The following is a 20,623-nucleotide window of genomic DNA, read 5'->3' as shown; positions in this document are numbered from 1 at the left end:
CTGGCTCCCACTTACCCCAAATGGGGTATTCGTGCGCATCAGATCAAGAAATCGTTCAAAAAACCAACTCGGTTAAGATTTCGTTACTCTTAAATTGAATCTTCGTAACAAATTGACCTTGCCAAAACCAGCTACGCTTATTACGCAATGGCATTATCACCCGAGGGAAACATGAAACAATCACCATCGATTTCAAAGAGTGACAACGATGTAGAGAGTGACGAGAAGGAGCAAGGCAAGGAGATTGAAGTCGATGAAGATGCCCTGCCCTCGCAGGCTGCGGCGATTCATGAGGAGATACGTCAGGACGGTGAAAAAGAGCTCGAGCGCGATGGCATGGCGCTGCTTTGGTCAGCGGTAGCGGCAGGATTGTCGATGAGTGCTTCGCTGATGGCTAAAGGCATTTTTCAGGTCCACCTCAAAGGCGTGCCGGGCGCTTTTTTACTGGAAAATCTGGGTTATACCTTTGGCTTTGTCATTGTGATTATGGCGCGCCAGCAACTGTTCACCGAGAACACCGTTACCGCTGTTTTGCCGGTGATGCACAAACCGACCGGCAGCAACTTTGCGCTGCTGTTGCGTCTCTGGTGCGTGGTGCTGCTCGGCAATCTGATTGGCACCGCATTGGGCGCGCTCGCTTTTAATCATATGCCGATATTCGATGATGCGACGCGTCAGGCGTTTACCGCCATCAGTGAAAAAGTGATGGTCAATTCACCCAGCGAAATGTTCGCCAATGCGGTGATTTCCGGCTGGATTATCGCCACCATGGTGTGGATGTTCCCGTATGCGGGCGCAGCAAAAATTGTGGTGATCGTGATGATGACCTGGCTGGTGGCGTTAGGGGATTTAGCGCATATCGTTGTCGGTTCGGTCGAGGTGCTGTATCTGGTGTTTGCAGGCACGCTACCTTGGTACGAATTCTTCTGGCCATTTGCTTTGCCAACGCTGCTTGGCAACATCACCGGCGGTACGCTGATATTTGCCTTGATCAGCCATGCGCAGATTCGTAACGATATGAGTGAAGCGGCGAAAGCCAAAGCGCGTGCGGAACAGAAGCGGAAAGAGAAGCAAAAACAGGCGTAAGCCTGGTCTTAAATTGCTGATAGATTGAGCAAACAACCGCTGCATAGTTAAAATCAGGTTCGCGGTGCGCTATACTGCGCGCCCGGCGTCTCCTTAGTTAAATGGATATAACGAGCCCCTCCTAAGGGCTAGTTGCAGGTTCGATTCCTGCAGGGGACACCAGATTCTCATCGTTCTCCCGCCTAAAACAACCAGCGTGCCAGTGCCAGCGTCATGCCCGCAGTACTCAGCATCCCAGCGACTATCCATTTTGTCTGCTTACTTAATTCCTGATGGATTCTCCCAATATCCTGATGCACTTTGCCGATCTCCTGATAAAGATCGCTCTTGGTGACGTAATTCGACTTGATCACTGCAATATCCGTTTTCATCAGCGCCATATCGGTTTTGATATCGTCGATATCCGCTTCTAGCCTTGATACGCGCCTTTCCATGTTCACTCCTTGATCATTAATTCACTCAGAACAACCAGCGAGCCAGCCCCAACGTCATACCTGCGGTGCTCATCATGCCCGCCACGATCCATTTCGTCTGTTTGCTGATCTCCTGGTGAATTTTGCCGATCTCCTGATGAAACTCACTTTTGGTGACGTAATTCGATTTGATCACCGCAATATCCATTTTCACTTGCGCCATATCGGTTTTAAGACCATCAATATCCGCTTCCAGCTTTGAAACGCGCTTTTCCATAATTACGGCCTCTCGTAACTTGTCATTGTAATCAATGCGATAGCTTAATATTCCTGCAAAGCATCCTACTCCAAAATCCATGGAAAAAATGCCTCACTGAGTGTGAGAGTACCTAACTGAGAGATGTGTTCAGAAAAAAACAGGGGTTATTGCAGCCGATTACATCGGTTTAAGAGTGAGATCGTAATCAGGCCTGATCGTGTCGCCATGCCGATGGCGTCACGCCGTGCAGCTGCCGAAAGCGGTTACTGAAGTGACTTGAGGAGTGAAAACCGCAGCGCAGCGCGATTTCTGTTAGCGGTAAACGGCTGAATTTCAGTAGCTGCAACGCAGCATCCATGCGACGGCGCATCACATATTGGTGCGGTGCCTCGCCTACGCTGCTACGGAACATGCGTGCAAAATGGTATTCGCTCAGCGCCGCTTCAGCGGCCAGTTGCGCCAGCGTTAATGGCTGATCAAGCTGCGCATCAATATACGCCATCACTCGTCGCAACACGGCGGGCGCCAGTCCACCACGCACCTGCGGCGCTTGCCAATGCACATCGCTGTAGCGTTGCAACAGATGCGTCATCAACAAGGTTGAGGCGCAGCTGAGCATCAATTGATTCGCCGGCTGTTGCCAGTCAGTGCTCAGCAAGAAGTGACGATAAAGTTGGGTGATACGATTGTCCGCCGCGAAGATCTTTTCATGCAGATTGAGCTGCGACGGACTGCGGTCCCAGATCTGTTCGCCCAGATGGCGCAGATGTTCATCGGTGCAGTAAAGATGCACAAACGATAAATCGGCACGAATATCCCACACCGATTCCACTCCGCTCGGCATCAGGCAAAAGCGATCCGGGCCGCCGCCGTTGCGCCAGCCGTGCTGGGTTTTATGCCAGGTTTCATAGCCGTCGGCGGTATAAAGGCTCAACGTGTGATGATCGCTAAGATTGGTGACGCGGTCGCCGCTGTTAAACCAGGCCGCCAGCTTGATGCCGCTCGACAACTGCACGCTGTCGCGCAGTTGCGCTTTGTGGCGCTGAAGCATGTTGAAGGTCTGGTAATCGGCCATGGTTGATATCACTCGCAGTTCATGAGCGCCTAGTGTACGGATCTCCGCAGACAGAAAACAGGTCACAGCCGGACGCAAAAGTAAAAAGCGCAAGATTTTGCAATTGCCGCGCAAAAACGTGCAAGCCGCGCGTTGCTTTTCACGCCACACTGCGGGCCAGATTGTGTCGGAGAGTGCGTTATGAATGTGATGTTATACCTTGCCGTGGTGATGATTTGGGGAACCACGTGGATTGCCATTTTCCTGCAGCAGGAAGCGGCTGATACGCCGGTTCTGGTGGCGGTATTTTGGCGTTTCTTACTGGCGTCGCTGGTGATGCTGGCGATCCTCAAACTGCTGCGTCGGCTGCGTACGCTGGATAAGCGCGATCATCTGTTTTGTCTGCTACAGGGTTGCTGCGTGTTTGGCTTCAACTTTGTCTGCTTCTATCATGCTGCCGCGTGGATCAGCAGCGGACTGGAGTCGGTGATCTTCTCGATGGCCGTGCTGTATAACGCGCTCAACAGCTGGATCTTCTTCCGTCAGCGTCCTTCGTTTCGCCTGTTGCCAGCGGCGGTGCTTGGTCTGGGCGGCATTGTCGCGCTGTTCTGGAATGATATTCAGGCGGCGCATCCCGCTCCGCAGTTGCTGTGGGGCGTGGGCCTCAGCGCGCTTGGCACGCTGGGATTCTCCTTCGGCAATATGATTTCGCTGCGCCATCAGCGTCGTCAGCTCGATATTCTGACCACCAATAGCTACGCAATGCTGTATGGCGCTTTGGTGATGGCCGCACTGGCGTTAGTGAATGGCGATTCACTGGCACCCGCGCTGAATATGCAGTGGTTAGGTGCGATGAGTTATCTGGCAATATTTGGTTCGGTATTGGGATTTGGCGCCTACTTCACGCTGGTAGGCCGCATTGGTGCCAGTCAGGCCGCATACAGCACCTTACTGTTCCCGCTGGTGGCGCTGACGCTCTCCACGCTTTATGAAGGTTATCACTGGCATAGCAATGCAATTGTCGGGTTGGTGATGATTCTGGCGGGGAATATGGTGATGTTTGTACGCTGTCCGACGATGGGTCGATTACGTACCGCCTAAATAACGAGAGCGGGCATTGCGCCCGCTCTTTTGTTCCTCTAACGCCAGCCCTGAACGCCGATATTGAGCTGGTGAGGTTTAGTTATGGCTTTTCTGGCAATCCAGTAAAGCAGGACGCGTTCATCATCTTTGTCGCGGTCGGCCATAGCCAGTAATTTCAGCGACAACGTGGATTTGTTCACTGGTTGATGCTCATCGCTTAACTCGATCACCGCCTGACCGATAATGCAGCAAACCTCATCCTCATTAGACGCGGATTCATATGTTCGGTCTTTCATATTTCCTCCTTTTGAATGAATTCTAAGCCTGGCAAACATCCGCGACTTTGCAGGCATTATGGCGCGATCGATACAAATACTTACACATGGTTACCCGTAGCAACCGCTACGCTTTAAATGACATCACTTACTGTCATCACAATGTCATTCATACCCGTTTAGCTGCATTTCATGCCACCGTCGGGTTCATTCACGCCACGGTTTCCCCCGCACGCGCGAGAGCAACTTATTATCTCCACAGATTCCGCTTTCTCGAGTGAGAGATAAAAATGACAACAGCAACCCCCGCGAATTACCAACGTACCCGCACGTTGACCCTTATCGGCACCATTATCACGCAGTTCGCTTTGGGCTCGGTTTATACCTGGAGCCTGTTTAACGGCCCGCTGGCGAATAAACTGGATGCGCCTATCAGTGAAGTGGCGTTCTCGTTCGGTCTGCTCAGTCTTGGCCTGGCGATCGCTTCTTCGCTTGCCGGGAAATTGCAGGAACGTTTTGGCGTGCGCAACGTCACCATCGGCGCGGGCATTTTGATGGCTGTCGGTTTCTGGCTGACCGCGCATGCCGATAATCTGATGATGCTCTACCTCAGCGCCGGGATTCTGGTGGGTCTGGCCGATGGTGCCGGATATCTGATGACGCTGTCTAACTGCGTGAAGTGGTTCCCGGAGCGCAAAGGGCTCATTTCGGCCTGCTCAATTGGTGCGTATGGGTTGGGTAGCCTCGGCTTCAAATTCATCTGCGGTGCACTGCTGAGCGCACAAGGTCTGGAGAATACCTTTATGATCTGGGGCGTGCTGGCTATGAGCATGATTATTGTCGGCGCGTTGCTGATGCGTGATGCGCCAATGCAGAAGAGCAGCGGCAATGCGCAGTTGGAAGCCAAAGATTACACGCTGGCGCAATCGGTGCGTTTACCGCAGTACTGGATGCTGGCGCTGATGTTCCTGACTGCCTGCATGAGCGGCCTGTACGTGATTGGCGTGGCAAAAGATATCGGTGAAGGCATGGTGCATCTTAGTGCACAAACCGCAGCCAATGCGGTTACGGTGATTGCGATTGCCAACCTCAGCGGTCGTCTGATTCTTGGCGTGCTGTCGGATAAAATGGCGCGCATCCGCGTGATTACGCTGGCGCAAATTGTTTCGCTGGTGGGCATGAGTATTCTGCTGTTCACCCACATGAATGAATCGACCTTCTTCCTCTCCTTAGCCTGCGTGGCCTTCAGTTTCGGCGGCACCATTACTGTGTTCCCATCGCTGGTCAGCGATTTCTTTGGTCTGAACAATCTGACCAAAAACTATGGTCTGATTTACCTTGGTTTCGGTATCGGCAGCGTGCTGGGTTCACTGGTTGCCTCCGCCTTTGGTGGCTTCACCGTCACCTTCAGCCTGATTATGACCTTGCTGGTGATTTCACTGGTGTTGTCGCTGAGCATCCGTCTGCCAAATCGCCAAAACGTGGCAGAACCTTTATTGCATAATTAAGTTCGCTGGGATGCCGCAGCAATTTGCGGCATCCCATTTCTCCACAATTGATCCACAATAAAGCATCAATTGAGAACCGCTATTATTAAGCCTTGCCTTTCGGAGTAATCTCGTTATTATTATCAGGCATTCAGCTTATTCCGATTGGTTTATTTTACCCCGCGACTTTTTTAGCATTTAATTGACACACTCCGTAATACATTCAGCAATAACTCTACATTTCCTGCATCTTCACTCCACTATTCCCCTGTAATCTGGCGTCATTGGAACAGAGGAGGACTCTCCATGAAGAAAGTTATTAAGGTTGCATCGGTTGTAGCCATTATGACGATGTTGAGTGGCTGTATTATCGATCATCATCGTGGAGGCGGCGGCCCAGGTTGGGGCCATCATGGTGGCGGCGGCTGGCATCATGGGTACGGCGGTTATGGACACCGCAGATAGTTGGGCAAAGAATATACACAGCAAATAATAAGAAAATAAAAAGGGCGGGAAATTATCCCGCCCTATTTTTTTAGCTTTTTACCGCGTAATTACATTGATACCAGGCTTTCTTTAATCCGGGCAAATGGCTATTTTGCGACGGCAGTGATTCCACCTTATCAAATCCACGCTGACTGCAATAATTCGCAAGGTCGATCTCCATTGCGTCTTTATTCAGCGTGTGCGGATCGTAACGATACTGCACGGTATTTGAGCTGGTATCTTCATCGACACGCTCAAATCCTCCTGGTTTGCTGACGCTACAACCGGCCAGCATAAAAAGCGCCAATGCGCTAATAAGCATTTTTTTCATTAGGGTTTCCTCTAAAGCGTCGCAGTCTAAAATGCAACGCCGCGCTTATCTATAGGATTAAAGCGCGAAATGTCCGGGATTAGTGAAGCTTTTGCCAATCAAATCGATAAAACCAAACGGTTTTCCTTATCAACTCAGCGGTGCGATTATGTACCCAGACAAAACGAAGTCTGCACCACACCAGGTGAGTTAATAATAAACATACTGATAGTGACCTTCATGCCCGCGCTGAGCGGGCTTTTTTTTGCCCGCTAACCGGTAAGGCTGACCATCTTACGTAAAAGATTGGCCGCTTGTTTGTCAGGCAATGCGAGAATGCCGCTATAGAGATCAATCGACATCGCACACATCGCGCCGCGATCAACCGCGGTATCCGCCGGCATATTCAGCTGTTGCAGCCTATCGCCCCACTTGCCATACAGCTTTTCCACCACGCTTTGCAGATCGCGCTGCGCCGCAGCCTGATCCAGCGGCTGTTCATTGCCGGTGCTTTGCTGTAGCAACGTTTCGAGCGCCTGCGCATCGCGCTGATTCAATTCCGGTGACAGCACCTGTTGCAAATTGACGCCGCCATTCACCTGCGGATAGAGGAAACGGAAGCAGCGCTGCGGTTCCTGCTGCTGCAGTGCCTGCATCTCCTCGACCGAGACGCGGATGTAGTCAATGATCGCCGCATCGCTGGCACGTGTCAGACGTTGATTGACCAGATCCATCAACCAGCCGCGCATATCCCCCAGCGCCTGATCGGCGGGAACGCCTTCAAGCCGTTTATGCAGCAGTTCGCGATTGAGCAACTGCCACAATGCCGGTTCCTGAATTTTTAGCAGACGATAACCGGGCGCGAGGCTGAGTTGGGTTGCCACCTCTTCCACCAGCGCCTGACGCTCCTGACGCGGATGCAGCCAGCTAAACCACAGCAGATTCGCCAAAATCAGCGGCAAGATAAACAACAGCACGCCTTGCCACAGTCGTAAAGAAGTGGTGCGCACCAGCAGAATAATAATGATCGCCAGCAGCGCGAACGCCGCTAGCGTAATCGGAAAAAGCGAGAGCATCGAACGGGGTTAATCCTTACGTACATCGATTAAAACGGGGCAATTGGCGCGCTCAATCACTGCCGCGCTGACCGACCCTTTCAGCAGACGATTAAATGGCGACAGATGGCGGCGGCCCATGATGATCATGCTGGCCTGCAAAAGTGTGGATTGCGCCACAATGGTTTCAGCCGCTTCACCCGCCAGAATCAATCCCTTTGCCGCCACGCCCGCGCGCAGCAGCGGCGCCAGCGCATGACGCACCACCATTTCGGCGGTGTTCTGCTCATCTTTCGCCGCCACAAAATCATCCGGGTCTTCACCAGCATCAATCTCAATCGGTTGATTGCAGGAGGAGTAAGCGGGATCCACGCAGCACAACACCGTGACCTGCGCCTGATGCGCCAGCGCTTGTTCAATGGTCAACGCAATCACTTTTTCCGCCACCGGAGAGTTATCGATGGCCATCAGCAAGGTTTTCATCAGTTGGTTATCCTTCCACAGCGGTCATTTTGCCAATTTCACGAATCAAGGCGTCTTTGCACTTGATGATTTGCTCACGATAGTGCGCTTCCTGCTTATGAAAACGCGCCGTCGGCACCAGCAATGAGATAGAGAAGCGGCCAAACAGCGTATCAATGGCAACCGCCATGGTCGAAATGCCCTCCAGCGTCTCGCCGCGATCGATCGCTAATCCGCTGGCGCGCACTTCGGCAATCAGCTCCAGCAATTGCGGCAGGGTTTTCACCGTCATCTCGGTTAACTCTTTATAGGCTTCGCCCACCATTACGCGCACATCTTCATCGCTCTCCAGCGCCAGCAACGCGCGCCCGCCCGATGTGCTGTAGAGCGGCAGATTCAGACCAATGCGCGGCACCACACGCAGTTCGCGCGAGGCCACCACATAATGCACGATCGCCAGCTGCGTGCCGCTGGCCCGCGCCAGCGATACCGTTTCATTGATTTCGGCAGAGAGTTGTTCGAGGAACGGACGCACGATTTCCACCACGTCGCTGTGCACGCTGGAGATCAGCTTGAGCAGCGCCGGACCGAGACGTAAACCGCCGGCACCACTGCTGCGCACCAGCTGTGCGCTGTCCAGTGCGCCAATAATGCGCTGCACCGTTGAGCGCGGCAGATCGACCACCTGCGCAATTTCACCCAAACTCATGCCGCCGGGATGCTCACCCAGCGCATTCAGAATTTTTGCCGCACGCGCGATGACCTGAATGCCACCCGCTTTTTCATCCTCACGGCTTGAGGGAAGTTCAACCATGATGCGTTCCTTTTTGGCCTGCCCTACTTTAACGCGAATGATCGCACTTTTACACCCTGTATCACATTGCAATACAGCATATCGATATGTAAGATGCCATCTGTATCACATCGCAATACACTGCATCAACAATATAACGAGAAGCCTGCTATGAACGCCCAGCCCATTGCGGCTCCGGCACCCCATCCGTTTACTCTGCGCCTGGCGCTGGGATTGGTTGGCGTGCTGATTGCCGCGCTCACATCGGGATTAAACGATCGCGTCACCGATATCGCGCTAGCCGATATCCGCGCCGCCATCGGCATCAGTTACGATCAAGGCAGCTGGATTATCTCCGCGTATCAAGCCGCTGAAGTTGCGGCAATGATGATTGCGCCCTGGTTCGCCGTCACCTTTTCTTTGCGCCGTTTTGCGCTCACCGTCTCGGCCGGATTTATGCTGAGCGGCCTGCTGCTGCCGCTGATGCCCAATACCACGCTGTTTATCGCCTTGCGCGTGGTGCAGGGATTGTTTGGCGGTGCGCTGCCGCCGATGCTGATGACCGTTGCGCTGCGCTTCCTGCCGCCGCCGATCAAATTATACGGATTAGCGGGTTATGCGCTGACCGCCACCTTCGGCCCGAATATGGCCGCTTCGCTGGCAGCATTCTGGACCGATGACGTCAGTTGGCTGTTTGTCTTCTGGCAAGTGGTGCCGGCCATGCTGATCGCCATGCTGCTGATTAGCTGGGGTATACCGCAAGATCCGCTGCGCCTTGAGCGTTTCAAACAGATCGATCTGTTTGGCATGCTAACCGGTTGTTCCGGTATGGCGCTGCTGATTCTGGCACTGACGCAGGGCGAGCGGCTCGACTGGCTCGAATCGCCGTTATTCAGCGGCCTATTATTCAGCGCGCTGGCGTTGCTGACTGTGTTCTTTATTAATGAATGGTTTCACCCGCTGCCGCTGTTCAAATTGCAGATGCTGGGACGGCGCAATCTCGCGCACGGCTTGCTGGTGCTGGCGGGCGTGCTGATTCTGTCGCTGTCTGGTTCGGCGCTGCCTTCAGCCTATCTGGCGCAGGTGCAAGGTTTCCGCACGCTGCAGTTCGCCCCGCTGGCGTTAACCATCGGCTTGCCGCAGTTGCTGATCGCGCCTTTTGTTGCCGCGCTGCTGAATATTCGCTGGGTGGATTGTCGCTGGATGTTGACGGCGGGCGTGGCGCTGTTGGTGACGTCCTGCCTGATGGGCATGCACATCACTACTGATTGGGCGCGGCAGAATTTCTGGCTGATACAGATTCTGCAGGCGTTTGGTCAGCCGATGGTGATTTTGCCAGTGCTGATGAGCGCCACCAGCGTGGTCGCGCCGCCGGAAGGCCCGTTCGCCTCGGCGATGTTCAACACCGTGCGCGGTTTCTCCAGCATCGCCGCCAGTACGCTGGTGGAGTGGTTTATCAGCCACCGTGAAAAATTCCACTCCAACGTGCTGGTCGATAGCGCCGCCAGCCGTGCGTGGCTGATGATCGCACCGAATAGCGCGCAATCCAGCAGCAGCTTGCCGTTGCTGCCAGACGGCAGCGCCAGCAGCGCAGAAAACCTCAGCGGCTTCGCCACCTTGCTGAAACAGCAGGCGATGGTGCTGAGCCTGAGTGATTGCTACCAGATGCTGATTGCCTTCGCCGCCCTGCTTTTACTGTTAACCGCCTGGCTGCCGAAACGCGTGTGGCCACCACAAACACTGATTCAACCTGTTACGACGACGTCGAGATAATTGATATGCAAGCTTTTGCTCTGAAAAGAACGGTGCTGTTGAGCGCCTTATTACTGGTGTTATTGGCGATGGCCTTTTTTGTCTGGTCATCGATGACCGGCAACGATCATCGCACCACCGATGCCTATGTGAATGCTGATTACACGCTGGTTGCGCCAAAAGTTTCCGGCTACATCGCCAGCGTCAACGTGCAGGATAACCAGCGCGTGAAGGCCGGCGAACTGCTGGCCACGCTCGACGATCGCGACTACCGCGTAGCATTAGAAACCGCACAGGCCAATTTGCAGGTCAGCGAGGCCAAGCGTTTGAGTAGCCAGGCGCAGCTGGAACAGCAGCAATCCACTATCGACCAGGCGAAAGCCACGTTAGCGGCGAGCCAGGCTTCAGCGCAGTACGCCGGACAGAGCGCTGCGCGTTACAACCAGCTGTATAAAAGTGGCACCATCGCTGCAGACGATCAGCAAAAAGCCAACTCAACGCAGCGTTCCGCCTCAGCCACCGTGCGCCAGAGCGAAGCAGCGCTGGCTTCTGCCGTCAAGCAAGTTGGCGTGCTGCAAGCCGCAGTGCGTCAGGCCGCAGCCGATGTTACTGCCGCGCAGGCCAGCGTCGATCAGGCACAGCTCAATCTTTCCTATACGCGCATTGTGGCGCCGGTGGATGGCATGGTCGGCCAGCGTTCAGTGCGTCTCGGCGCCTACGTTAGCGCGGGCACGCGTTTGCTGGCGGTGGTGCCGTTGCAGCAAACCTATATCACCGCAAATTATCTGGAAACGCAGCTGGCGGATGTGCAGCAAGGGCAGAAAGTGAACGTGAAGGTGGATGCCTTGCCGGGCAGAGTATTTACCGGTCGCGTGGATAGTATTGCCCCGGCGACGGGCGCGACGTTTTCCGCCATTTCACCTGACAACGCCACCGGCAATTACACCAAAGTGGTACAGCGTTTACCGGTGAAAATTGTGCTCGATGAGAACCAGCCGGATCTGGCAAAACTGCGTGTGGGAATGTCGGCGATACCGGAGATTGAGACCCGCTGAAAATGTGAGCGATATCTCAGAAGCGGCCTATTTATTTTTGGGACAAATCCGCGTAAATTAGCCCTCGATCCTGTTCCGGGCTTGCCTGGAGCGACCTGAGAAGAAAGCGTGTAGCGCTGATGAACTCCACCTTTCTCTTATTCTGTTCGGGTTACGCGGGTTTGGGATCGCCCGCCGGGTAGCCGCTCAGAGGAGTTGTTTTTGTGAGATACGCTTTGATGGGAATTTCTTTCTTCCTGTTGCTTTGGGTCGGTACCTTTGTACTGATGCTGTAGAGCCGCCAGGCGGGGCGACGCTGAGTCGCCCCACTTACTGGTTATTCCTCTTCTTCTTCCAGCGCTTTCACCGTTCCCGGCAAAATGCCATCGGCACGGAACATCGATTTAATCCCCCGCACCGCCTGACGAATACGATCGCTGTTTTCAATCAGCGCAAAACGCACATGGGTATCACCGTAATCACCAAAACCGATGCCTGGCGAGACGCACACTTTGGCTTCCTGCATCAGTAATTTGGCGAACTCCAGCGAGCCAAGATGCGCGTAGTGATCGGGGATTTTCGCCCAAACGTACATCGACGCCTTCGGCAGATCGACCATCCAGCCCGCTTCGTGCAGGCCTTTCACCAGCACATCGCGGCGGCGTTTGTACTGCTCAGCGATATCACGCACGCACTGTTGATCGCCTTCCAGCGCCGCTATCGCCGCTACCTGCAATGGTGTGAAGGTGCCGTAATCGTGATAACTCTTGATACGCGCCAGTGCTGAAACCAGCTCTTTGTTACCGACCATAAAGCCGATACGCCAGCCGGCCATGTTGTAGCTTTTCGACAGGGTAAAGAATTCTACCGCCACATCACGCGCACCCGGCACCTGCATAATCGACGGCGCTTTCCAGCCATCGTAGGTGATGTCAGCGTAGGCGAGATCGTGGATCACCAGCACGTTGTACTGCTTCGCCAGCGCGATGACGCGTTCGAAGAAATCGAGCTCAACGCATTGCGCCGTAGGATTCGACGGGAAGCCAAGAATCATCATCTTCGGTTTGGGATAGCTTTCGCGAATCGCTCGCTCCAGCTCGTTGAAGAAATCAACGCCCGCCACCAGCGGGACAGAACGCACCTGCGCGCCGGCAATCACCGCGCCGTAAATGTGAATCGGATAGCTGGGATTCGGTACCAGCACAGTGTCGCCGTGATCGAGCGTGGCCAGCATTAAGTGCGCCAAACCCTCTTTCGAGCCGATGGTGACAATCGCTTCCGATTCCGGATCGATTTCTACCTGATAACGGTCTGCGTACCAGCGCGAAATCGCGCGACGCAAACGGGGAATGCCTTTCGAGGTTGAGTAACCGTGCGTGTCTTCGCGCTGCGCTACCTGACAAAGTTTTTCAACGATGTGCGGCGGCGTAGGGCCATCCGGATTGCCCATTGAGAAATCGATGATGTCTTCGCCGCGCCGACGCGCAGCCATCTTCAATTCAGCGGTGATGTTAAAAACATACGGGGGAAGGCGTTCAATACGCGAGAAACGACGGGGTGTGCTGTTATCAGCCATGATGTCCTCTGGTTTACGTAAGCGCCCGGACCGTCCGAGCGACGTGGGTCACTGTGGTGACCGCACCAAGAACATAACGCGCTGATAACAAGATTGTCGAGAGCGGAATAAAATTTTTTCAATATTCAGGATTCAGGCGGCCAAACACCCAATCGCTTACCCATTGGCCATTTAGCAGATAATTATCCCGTAACGTGCCCTCAAGGGCGAAACCATTCTTCTCCAGAATGCGGCGCGACGGCCAATTCCCCTCAATCACCATCGCTTTTAACTTATGAAATTCTGCCTGCAGTAAAAACTGGCACAGCGCGTCGAGCGCTTCACTGCCATAACCCAAGCCGGTAAAGGCCGCGCGTAGCATGTAACCCACTTCGGCCTGACGATACGGATGCCATTCGGCGCTACAGCCAAACAACCCAATCGGCTCATCGCTTTCCCGGATGCGCGCCACCAGACACAACATATGAAAACTACTCGCCTGCCACGGCGCCAAACGCTCGTTAAAACGTTGACGGATATCGTTTTCATCCGGGATTTCACTAACCCACGTCATGGTGGCGGCGTCCTGGTGTACCGCTTTGAAAATCTGCCAGTCTTCTGGCTGAAGCCGGCTGAGGTATAAACGTGGAGTGAGTAATTGCATGGTTGAGCTCCCATTTTTTTATACGGCAACATAGCAAACCGGCGTATTCACAACCAGCGATCGGCGCACGCTTTCGTTAATCCTCTTTTTGTTAGTCAAGTATTCCTCTTTTCGGGAGGTCGCCATGAATGGCGCCCCTACAAAGGCGGAGTACGATTGCCATTTATGGCGACCTGCATGTTAAAAATTGATCCTGGCTACGAGAAAGGTCTGCAGATTGCCGTGGCGCTGGCGGATCGTGATCACATTTTTTATCATAGCCTCCCGTTTCTTGCCTGAGAGATGCCCTTGCCTTCCCACTTCGACATGCTGCTGGCGGTTTTTGACCGCGCGGCGCTGATGCTGATTTGCCTGTTCTTCCTCACTCGTACGCGGGTGTTTCGTCAGCTGCTGCAAAAAGATGAGCATTCGGTGCGCGAAAAAGTGGTGGTGACGGCAATATTCTCGCTGTTTGCGCTATTCAGCACCTGGTCGGGGATTAATGTCGACGGTTCGCTGCTCAATGTGCGTGTGATTGCGGTGATGTCCGGCGGCATTCTGTTTGGTCCGTGGGTGGGCATCGCCACCGGTGTGATTGCCGGTTTGCATCGCTATCTGATTGATATGGATGGCGTCACGGCGGTGCCTTGCCTGATCACCAGCATCATTGCCGGCATCGCTTCCGGCGTGATTAATCGCCGGGTGAGTAAAGAGCAGCGCTGGCGCGCCGGTATTCTCGGCGGCATGTTGTGCGAAAGCCTGACCATGCTGCTAATTGTATTGTGGGCCAAGCCTATGACGCTGGGCCTGGCGATTGTTTCCGAGATTGCGCTGCCAATGATTCTGGGCGCATCGAGCATCGGTTTAATCGTGCTGCTGGTGCAGAGCGTTGAGGGTGAGAAAGAGGCGATTGCGGCGCGTCAGGCCAAGCTGGCGCTGGAGATCGCCAACAAAACATTGCCGCTGTTTCGTCAGGTTGATAGCCAGTCACTGCATAAAGTGTGTGACATCATCCGCAGCGACATTCACGCCGATGCGGTCGCCATCACCAATAACAAACAGATCCTCGCTTACGTCGGTTACGGCGAGCAGAACTATCACAATGGCGATGATGCCATCAGCCCAACCACCGCGCAGGCGATCGCCAGCGGCAAAATCATCATCAAGAACAACGATGAGGCGCATCGCACCAAAGATATTCACTCGATGCTGGTTATTCCCCTTTGGGAAAAAGGGGAAGTGACCGGCACGCTAAAAATCTATTATCGCCGTGCGCATCGCATCACCGGTTCGCTGAAAGAAATGGCGATTGGGCTGTCGCAAATCATCTCCACCCAGTTGGAAGTGTCGCGGGCTGAGCAGCTGCGCGAGATGGCGAACAAGGCTGAATTGCGCGCGCTGCAGAGTAAAATTAACCCGCATTTCCTGTTTAACGCGCTGAATGCTATTTCCTCATCGATTCGCCTTAATCCAGATACGGCGCGCCAGTTGGTGATTAACCTGTCGCGTTATCTGCGCTACAACCTCGAACTCAACGATGACGAGCTTATCGATATCAAGAAAGAGTTGTGGCAGGTGAAGGACTACATCGCGATTGAGCAGGCGCGTTTCGGCGACAAGCTGTCGATGATTTATGACGTGGATGAAGATCTGCACTTCACGCTGCCTAGCCTGCTGATTCAACCGCTGGTGGAGAACGCCATTGTGCACGGCATTCAGCCTTGTCGCGGCAAAGGCGTGGTAACGCTGAGCGTGAAAGATTTGGGCGATCGTGTACGCGTCGCGGTGCGTGATACCGGCGACGGCATCAGCGAGGATGTGATGAGCCGCGTGGCGCGTAATGAGATGCCCGGTAACAAGATTGGTCTGCTGAATGTGCATCATCGCGTGAAATTGCTCTCAGGCCAGGGTTTGGTTATCACCCGCCATCATCCCGGCACTGAAATCGCCTTTACGCTTAGCAAGAATGGTCAGCCGCTACCTGCGCCGCTGCGCCCCACCACGGAAACCGCCACGTGAAAGCCATCATCGTTGAAGACGAGTTTCTCGCCCAGCAAGAGTTAAGCTGGATGATTCAGCAACACAGCCAAATCAGCGTTGAGGCCTGCTTTGATGATGGGCTGGAGGTGCTGAAATATCTGCAGAACCATCGGGTGGATGTGATTTTCCTCGACATCAACATTCCGTCGCTGGATGGCATGCTGCTGGCGCAAAACATCAATCAGTTTGCCCATAAGCCATTGATTGTGTTTATCACCGCGTGGAAAGAGCATGCGGTTGACGCGTTTGAACTGGACGCCTTTGACTACATTCTCAAGCCGTATCACGAGTCGCGCATCATGACGATGCTGCAAAAACTGGAAGCCAGCGCCCAGCAGCAGTCGCAACCGCAAAACGCGGCGGCCAGCTCGCCACAAACCGTTAATCTGGTGAAAGATGAACGCATCATCGTCACCGATATCAATGAGATCTATTACGTTGAGGCGCACGAGAAGCTGACGTTTGTTTATACGCGACGCGAAGCCTATGTGATGTCGATGGTGATCAGTGAGTTTTGCAGCCGTTTGCCGGAACAGCAGTTCTTCCGCTGCCATCGATCTTACTGCGTCAATCTGAGCAAGATTCGGGAAATCGAGCCGTGGTTTAACAATACCTATTTGGTGAAGTTGCGTGATTTGGATGCGCAGGTGCCGGTGAGTCGCAGCAAGGTGAAAGCCTTTCGGCAGTTGATGAGGTTATAAGGCGAACGGCGGATGCCGCTCGCCTGAGTGCTTACAGTTCGCGGCCCAGCACCTGACGCAGGTGCGCACCGGCGCCCAGCAAGCCCGGCTGATCGTGAGTGATCATATACACCGGAATATCGACCAGGTAATCGCGGAAGCGGCCTTTATCTTCAAACGCCGCGCGAAAACCGGACGCTTTAAAGAAGTCGAGGAAGCGCGGCACGATACCACCGGCGATATAGACGCCGCCGAAGGTGCCCAGATTCAGCGCCAGGTTGCCGCCGAAACGACCCATAATGACGCAGAACAGCGACAGTGCGCGACGGCAATCGATGCAGCTGTCTTGCAACGCGCGCTCGGTAACATCTTTTGGCTTGAGGTTTTCTGGCTCACGCTCATCAGACTTCACGATGGCGCGATAAAGATTGACCAAACCGGCACCGGACAGTACGCGTTCAGCTGAAACGTGACCAATCTCCGCGCGCAGCACTTCGAGAATTTCACCCTCTTCTTCGCTGTTCGGCGCGAAGTCAACGTGGCCGCCCTCGCCCGGTAAGCTGATCCAGCGCTTATCCACGTGCACTAAATGGCTGACGCCGAGGCCGGTGCCGGCACCGTAAATCGCGATGGGCTTGCCTTCAACGGGCGCTTTGCCGCCAAACTGAATCACTTCCTTTTCGCTCAGCATCGGAATCGCCATTGAAACGGCGGTGAAATCATTGATGATCTCCAGGCTTTCCAGCGCCAGATTCTCTTTCATCACTTTGGTAGAGAACGCCCAATCGTGGTTGGTCATCTCTACCCAATCGCCGGTGATCGGACAGGCAATGGCGATACAGGCGTGCTTAATGTCCTGTTTTTGCTCATCGAGATAGTGACGGATCACCGCTTCGAGATTGTCGTAGTCTGATGTTGAGAAGGTTTGGGCTTGGGAGATAGCACCGTTTTCTACCTCACACAATGCGAGACGGGCATTGGTACCGCCCACATCGCCGACCAGGGCGTATGTTGTCATTCTTCTGCTGCTCCGCTTGGGTCATAAACAATTGCAGGACACTATAAAAGCCTGCCAATAAAACAACAACGCCCACCTGCACGATGGGCGTAATCCATTTAAAGATGCTGCACAGCCTACCGATCGCCTGCCCGACTTCCCAGCGGCAACTTTCCGAAATTTAGCCACTGTTACGCTGATGCAGTGCGGCGGTGACCTTACGCAGCAGCGGCGGCAAGTCCTGTTTGTCCATCACCACTTCCACCAGCGACAGACGCCGATTCCGCATTAATTGCTCCATCACCGCGTCCAGCTGCACCGTTTCGCTGACGCGCCAGCTCTGCGCCGCGCACTCTTGGCTCAGCGCCTGCGGCAGCGCGGTCCAGTTCCACTGCGCGATATCGTTGTAACGTTGTTCAGCACCGTGAATCGCGCGCTCAACCGTGTAGCCATCATTGTTAATCAGGAAAATGATCGGCTGCTGGCCGTCGCGTAGCATCGAACCCAACTCCTGAATCGTCAGCTGCGCGGAGCCATCGCCAATAATCAGGATGACCCGACGATCCGGCTGCGCGGTTTGCGCACCAAAGGTGGCGGGTAAAGTATAGCCAATCGATCCCCACAGCGGTTGCACCAGCAATTGCGCATCCTGCGGTAAACGCAGCGCCGCCGCACCAAAGGCCGCAGTGCCTTGATCGGCGAGGATAATATCACCCGGCTGCAGGAAGCGCTGCATCGCCCGCCAGAATGCCTGCTGACTGATTACCGCCGCAGCAATTTGCTCACTTTCTTCGCACTCAGGCGCATCCGCCAGCCGCCAGTGCGCACAGTGACGCTGATAAATCGGCGTCAGCGCCGCCAGCGCCTGCTGCATGCTTAACGGCGCAAACACCTCACCAGCGACCGTGGCCTGAAACGGCTGCAGATCGATCACACGTTCGGCGGGCAGATTTTGCGTGAAGCCGGCGGTTAAGGTGTCGGTAAACCGCACGCCGACGCACAGCGTGACGTCGGTATCTTCGATCGCCTGGCGCACCGCATCGCTGCTGCCTTGCGCGGCGTAAGTGCCGACATAACCCGGCTGCTGCTCGTTGAGCACGCCTTTGCCCATCAATAAGGTGGCGGCAGGAATCGCGCGCAGCTGGCGCAATGCCTCAAGCTGCGGCTGCAACTGCCAGCGCGCGGCAAGGAAATCCGCCAACAACGCCACGCGCTGCGCCGGTGCCAGCAAACGTTCTGCCGCATCGGCAAAGGCTGCGGCAACCTGCTGATGGTTATCTGCGGCTGTAATTTTTTCCTCTGGCAGCGAAATCTCAGCCGCCGCCACATCCACCGCCAGCAATAAATAGCCGGGACGATGTTGCGTTAGCGCCTCGCTGATAACGCGATCGATCTCCACTACCGCGTTCTCCGCCGTCAGCACCGCAGATGCCACACTCACTTCCTGCGCCATTCGCAGGAAATGACCAAAATCGCCATCACCCAGCGAATGGTGCACGCAATCGCCTTGCTGCTGCGCCTGACTCGCGGGCGCGCCCACAATATGAATCACCGGTACATATTCGGCATAGCTGCCGGCGATGCCGTTAATCGCGCTGAGCTCGCCGACGCCAAACGTGGTCAGCAGTGCCGCCGCGCCGTTACATCGGCCGTAACCATCCGCTGCATAAGCCGCATTCAGTTCATTGGCGCAGCCAACCCAGGCAATTTCGGGATGCGCAATTACACTGTCGAGGAATTGCAGGTTGTAATCGCCCGGCACGCCGAACAGATGTCGGATGCCGCTTTGCTGTAATCGGTGCAGTAAATAATCGCCAACGTTGGGGGTTTTCATCGACAGCTCCTTGTTAAGGGGATAATCAGGAGTATTAGCGATGTGGCTGAATTGGCGAGATATTCACCATCGTGTGGTGCTGATTTGTGGCAAGCATTCGTTACGACGACAGATAATTCTGTAAGTTGCGATCTTCGGCGCGTTTCGCCTTAGTGTAAACGCATACACTGCTATGCTGATGTCACTTTCTCCCCTATTGAGACAGGAACGCTGCATGAGTGCTTTTCCCCATCCCGAACGTTATCAACAGATGCAATACCGTCGCAGTGGCCGTAGCGGCCTGAAGTTACCGGCAATTTCCCTGGGTTTGTGGCATAACTTTGGCGACAGTACGCGCGTCGATAACAGCCGTGAACTGCTGCGCCACGCCTTTGATCGCGGCATCACCCATTTCGATCTCGCCAATAATTATGGTCCGCCGCCGGGATCGGCTGAATCTAACTTTGGTCGCATTCTGCGCGAGGATTTTCAGGGACTGCGCGATGAGCTGGTGATCTCAACCAAAGCCGGTTACACCATGTGGGACGGTCCGTACGGCGATTGGGGTTCACGCAAGTATCTGATTTCCAGCCTCGATCAAAGCCTGAAGCGCATGGGATTAGAGTACGTTGATATCTTCTATCACCATCGTCCCGATCCTGAAACGCCGCTGGAAGAGACCATGCGCGCGCTGGATCAGGTGGTGCGTCAGGGCAAAGCGCTGTATGCCGCCATCTCTAACTATCCGGCAGACAAGGCCGCCGAAGCGATTGCGATTCTGCGCGATCTCGGCACGCCATGCCTAATCCACCAGCCGCGTTATTCGATGTTTGAACGTACGCCAGAGCAGGGTTTGCTGGATGTACTGGGCGACAACGGCGTTGGTTGCATTGCCTTCTCGCCGCTGGCGGGTGGCGTGTTAACCGACCGCTATTTGCAGGGCATTCCGCAAGATTCGCGCATCGCCAGCGGCAGTAAGTTCCTGAATGAGAACCAGTTGACGCAAGAGAAGATGGAAAAAGTGCGTCAGCTGCAGGCGATTGCCCAACAGCGTGGCCAGAAGCTGGCGCAGATGGCGCTGAGCTGGGTGCTACGTGATGCGCGTGTCACCTCGGTGCTGATTGGCGCCAGCAAAACTGCGCAAATTGATGATGCGGTTGAGATGTTGAGCCAGCCGGTGCTGAGTCAGGACGAGATTGACGCCATCCACAATATCTTAGTGTAAACGTTTACCCGCCCGGCATTTGTCGGGCGTTTTCCGCAGCAGAAAATTCTCATTTCAGATTTCCCTCAGCGTTTTCAGACTGATTCTCAAGGCTTACCTGGTCCGATGTGGCAAACTAGCG

21 protein-coding genes and 1 tRNA gene are annotated in these 20,623 nt (G+C 54.5%); 10 read left to right on the top strand and 12 right to left on the bottom strand.

Translation table 11 applies throughout. The features are described from left to right. Positions 1 to 171 precede the first annotated feature (171 nt). Positions 172 to 1,086: a formate/nitrite transporter family protein gene (locus BM323_RS10025; protein WP_008101302.1), complete on the top strand. Its 915-nt coding sequence runs from the start codon at positions 172 to 174 to the stop codon at positions 1,084 to 1,086. A gap of 87 nt (positions 1,087 to 1,173) precedes the next feature. Further along, a tRNA-Arg gene (locus tag BM323_RS10020) sits at positions 1,174 to 1,248 on the top strand. Between the two features lie 20 nt (positions 1,249 to 1,268). Here BM323_RS10020 and BM323_RS10015 read toward each other — a convergent pair. From BM323_RS10015 to BM323_RS10005, 3 genes are all read right to left on the bottom strand, one after another. Further along, on the bottom strand, positions 1,269 to 1,520 hold the full coding sequence (locus tag BM323_RS10015) for a hypothetical protein (RefSeq protein ID WP_008101304.1): 252 nt from the start codon (positions 1,518 to 1,520) through the stop codon (positions 1,269 to 1,271). 25 nt (positions 1,521 to 1,545) lie between these two features. Next, complete coding sequence (locus BM323_RS10010) at positions 1,546 to 1,776, bottom strand: hypothetical protein (RefSeq protein ID WP_036647387.1); 231 nt, start codon at positions 1,774 to 1,776, stop codon at positions 1,546 to 1,548. Positions 1,777 to 1,963: 187 nt separating this feature from the next. Continuing rightward, a complete protein-coding gene (locus tag BM323_RS10005) occupies positions 1,964 to 2,833 on the bottom strand; it encodes an AraC family transcriptional regulator (protein ID WP_091003719.1) in 870 nt (289 codons plus the stop codon). Positions 2,834 to 3,013: 180 nt separating this feature from the next. On the opposite strand from BM323_RS10005, the gene BM323_RS10000 reads away from it, so the two are divergent. Continuing rightward, on the top strand, positions 3,014 to 3,913 hold the full coding sequence (locus tag BM323_RS10000; RefSeq protein WP_008101311.1) for a DMT family transporter: 900 nt from the start codon (positions 3,014 to 3,016) through the stop codon (positions 3,911 to 3,913). Between the two features lie 38 nt (positions 3,914 to 3,951). Here BM323_RS10000 and BM323_RS09995 read toward each other — a convergent pair whose 3' ends face one another. Further along, on the bottom strand, positions 3,952 to 4,191 hold the full coding sequence (locus tag BM323_RS09995) for a hypothetical protein (RefSeq protein ID WP_008101313.1): 240 nt from the start codon (positions 4,189 to 4,191) through the stop codon (positions 3,952 to 3,954). A gap of 269 nt (positions 4,192 to 4,460) precedes the next feature. On the opposite strand from BM323_RS09995, the gene BM323_RS09990 reads away from it, so the two are divergent. Continuing rightward, positions 4,461 to 5,678, top strand: a complete 1,218-nt coding sequence (locus BM323_RS09990) for an L-lactate MFS transporter (RefSeq protein WP_008101315.1) — start codon at positions 4,461 to 4,463, stop codon at positions 5,676 to 5,678. A gap of 514 nt (positions 5,679 to 6,192) precedes the next feature. Here BM323_RS09990 and BM323_RS09985 read toward each other — a convergent pair. From BM323_RS09985 to BM323_RS09970, 4 genes are all read right to left on the bottom strand, one after another. Then, complete coding sequence (locus BM323_RS09985; RefSeq protein ID WP_008101319.1) at positions 6,193 to 6,474, bottom strand: putative periplasmic lipoprotein; 282 nt, start codon at positions 6,472 to 6,474, stop codon at positions 6,193 to 6,195. A 251-nt stretch (positions 6,475 to 6,725) separates the two neighbouring features. Further along, the gene (locus BM323_RS09980; protein WP_008101321.1) at positions 6,726 to 7,529 is read right to left on the bottom strand and encodes a hypothetical protein; all 804 of its coding nucleotides are present in this window, start codon (positions 7,527 to 7,529) and stop codon (positions 6,726 to 6,728) included. A gap of 9 nt (positions 7,530 to 7,538) precedes the next feature. Beyond that, positions 7,539 to 7,991, bottom strand: coding sequence for a universal stress protein (locus tag BM323_RS09975; RefSeq protein ID WP_008101323.1), 453 nt, complete (start codon positions 7,989 to 7,991; stop codon positions 7,539 to 7,541). Between the two features lie 7 nt (positions 7,992 to 7,998). Next, positions 7,999 to 8,784: an IclR family transcriptional regulator gene (locus BM323_RS09970; RefSeq protein WP_008101326.1), complete on the bottom strand. Its 786-nt coding sequence runs from the start codon at positions 8,782 to 8,784 to the stop codon at positions 7,999 to 8,001. 150 nt (positions 8,785 to 8,934) lie between these two features. On the opposite strand from BM323_RS09970, the gene BM323_RS09965 reads away from it, so the two are divergent. From BM323_RS09965 to ypdK, 3 genes are all read left to right on the top strand, one after another. Beyond that, a complete protein-coding gene (locus tag BM323_RS09965; RefSeq protein ID WP_008101328.1) occupies positions 8,935 to 10,536 on the top strand; it encodes an MFS transporter in 1,602 nt (533 codons plus the stop codon). A 5-nt stretch (positions 10,537 to 10,541) separates the two neighbouring features. Beyond that, positions 10,542 to 11,570: an HlyD family secretion protein gene (locus BM323_RS09960; RefSeq protein ID WP_008101330.1), complete on the top strand. Its 1,029-nt coding sequence runs from the start codon at positions 10,542 to 10,544 to the stop codon at positions 11,568 to 11,570. 203 nt (positions 11,571 to 11,773) lie between these two features. After that, the gene (ypdK, locus tag BM323_RS24285) at positions 11,774 to 11,845 is read left to right on the top strand and encodes a membrane protein YpdK (RefSeq protein WP_099686956.1); all 72 of its coding nucleotides are present in this window, start codon (positions 11,774 to 11,776) and stop codon (positions 11,843 to 11,845) included. A 41-nt stretch (positions 11,846 to 11,886) separates the two neighbouring features. Here the strand turns inward: ypdK and alaC are convergent, their stop codons facing one another. Together alaC and BM323_RS09950 are read right to left on the bottom strand one after the other, a co-directional pair. Then, complete coding sequence (gene alaC / locus BM323_RS09955; protein ID WP_008101332.1) at positions 11,887 to 13,125, bottom strand: alanine transaminase; 1,239 nt, start codon at positions 13,123 to 13,125, stop codon at positions 11,887 to 11,889. A 118-nt stretch (positions 13,126 to 13,243) separates the two neighbouring features. Then, positions 13,244 to 13,768, bottom strand: a complete 525-nt coding sequence (locus BM323_RS09950; RefSeq protein ID WP_008101336.1) for a GNAT family N-acetyltransferase — start codon at positions 13,766 to 13,768, stop codon at positions 13,244 to 13,246. 306 nt (positions 13,769 to 14,074) lie between these two features. Between BM323_RS09950 and BM323_RS09945 the strand changes: the two genes are divergently transcribed. Together BM323_RS09945 and BM323_RS09940 are read left to right on the top strand one after the other, a co-directional pair. Beyond that, positions 14,075 to 15,766, top strand: coding sequence for a sensor histidine kinase (locus tag BM323_RS09945; protein WP_036647392.1), 1,692 nt, complete (start codon positions 14,075 to 14,077; stop codon positions 15,764 to 15,766). After that, complete coding sequence (locus BM323_RS09940) at positions 15,763 to 16,488, top strand: LytR/AlgR family response regulator transcription factor (protein ID WP_008101343.1); 726 nt, start codon at positions 15,763 to 15,765, stop codon at positions 16,486 to 16,488. Before BM323_RS09945 ends, BM323_RS09940 begins: the two co-directional genes overlap by 4 nt. A 31-nt stretch (positions 16,489 to 16,519) precedes the next feature. Here BM323_RS09940 and glk read toward each other — a convergent pair whose 3' ends face one another. Together glk and BM323_RS09930 are read right to left on the bottom strand one after the other, a co-directional pair. Beyond that, positions 16,520 to 17,485, bottom strand: coding sequence for a glucokinase (gene glk, locus BM323_RS09935; RefSeq protein WP_008101345.1), 966 nt, complete (start codon positions 17,483 to 17,485; stop codon positions 16,520 to 16,522). Positions 17,486 to 17,645: 160 nt separating this feature from the next. After that, positions 17,646 to 19,298 (bottom strand): alpha-keto acid decarboxylase family protein, encoded by a 1,653-nt coding sequence (locus tag BM323_RS09930; protein ID WP_008101347.1) that lies wholly within the window; start codon positions 19,296 to 19,298, stop codon positions 17,646 to 17,648. 214 nt (positions 19,299 to 19,512) lie between these two features. On the opposite strand from BM323_RS09930, the gene mgrA reads away from it, so the two are divergent. Further along, positions 19,513 to 20,502 (top strand): L-glyceraldehyde 3-phosphate reductase, encoded by a 990-nt coding sequence (mgrA, locus tag BM323_RS09925; RefSeq protein ID WP_008101348.1) that lies wholly within the window; start codon positions 19,513 to 19,515, stop codon positions 20,500 to 20,502. The last annotated feature ends 121 nt before the right edge of the window (positions 20,503 to 20,623 follow it).

Origin of the sequence: Pantoea sp. YR525 (genome assembly GCF_900116775.1) — a bacterium.
Taxonomy (GTDB): Bacteria; Pseudomonadota; Gammaproteobacteria; order Enterobacterales; family Enterobacteriaceae; genus Pantoea; species Pantoea symbiotica.
Note: the sequence above shows the minus strand (reverse complement) of the source record. Positions and strands in the feature narration are given on the sequence as shown.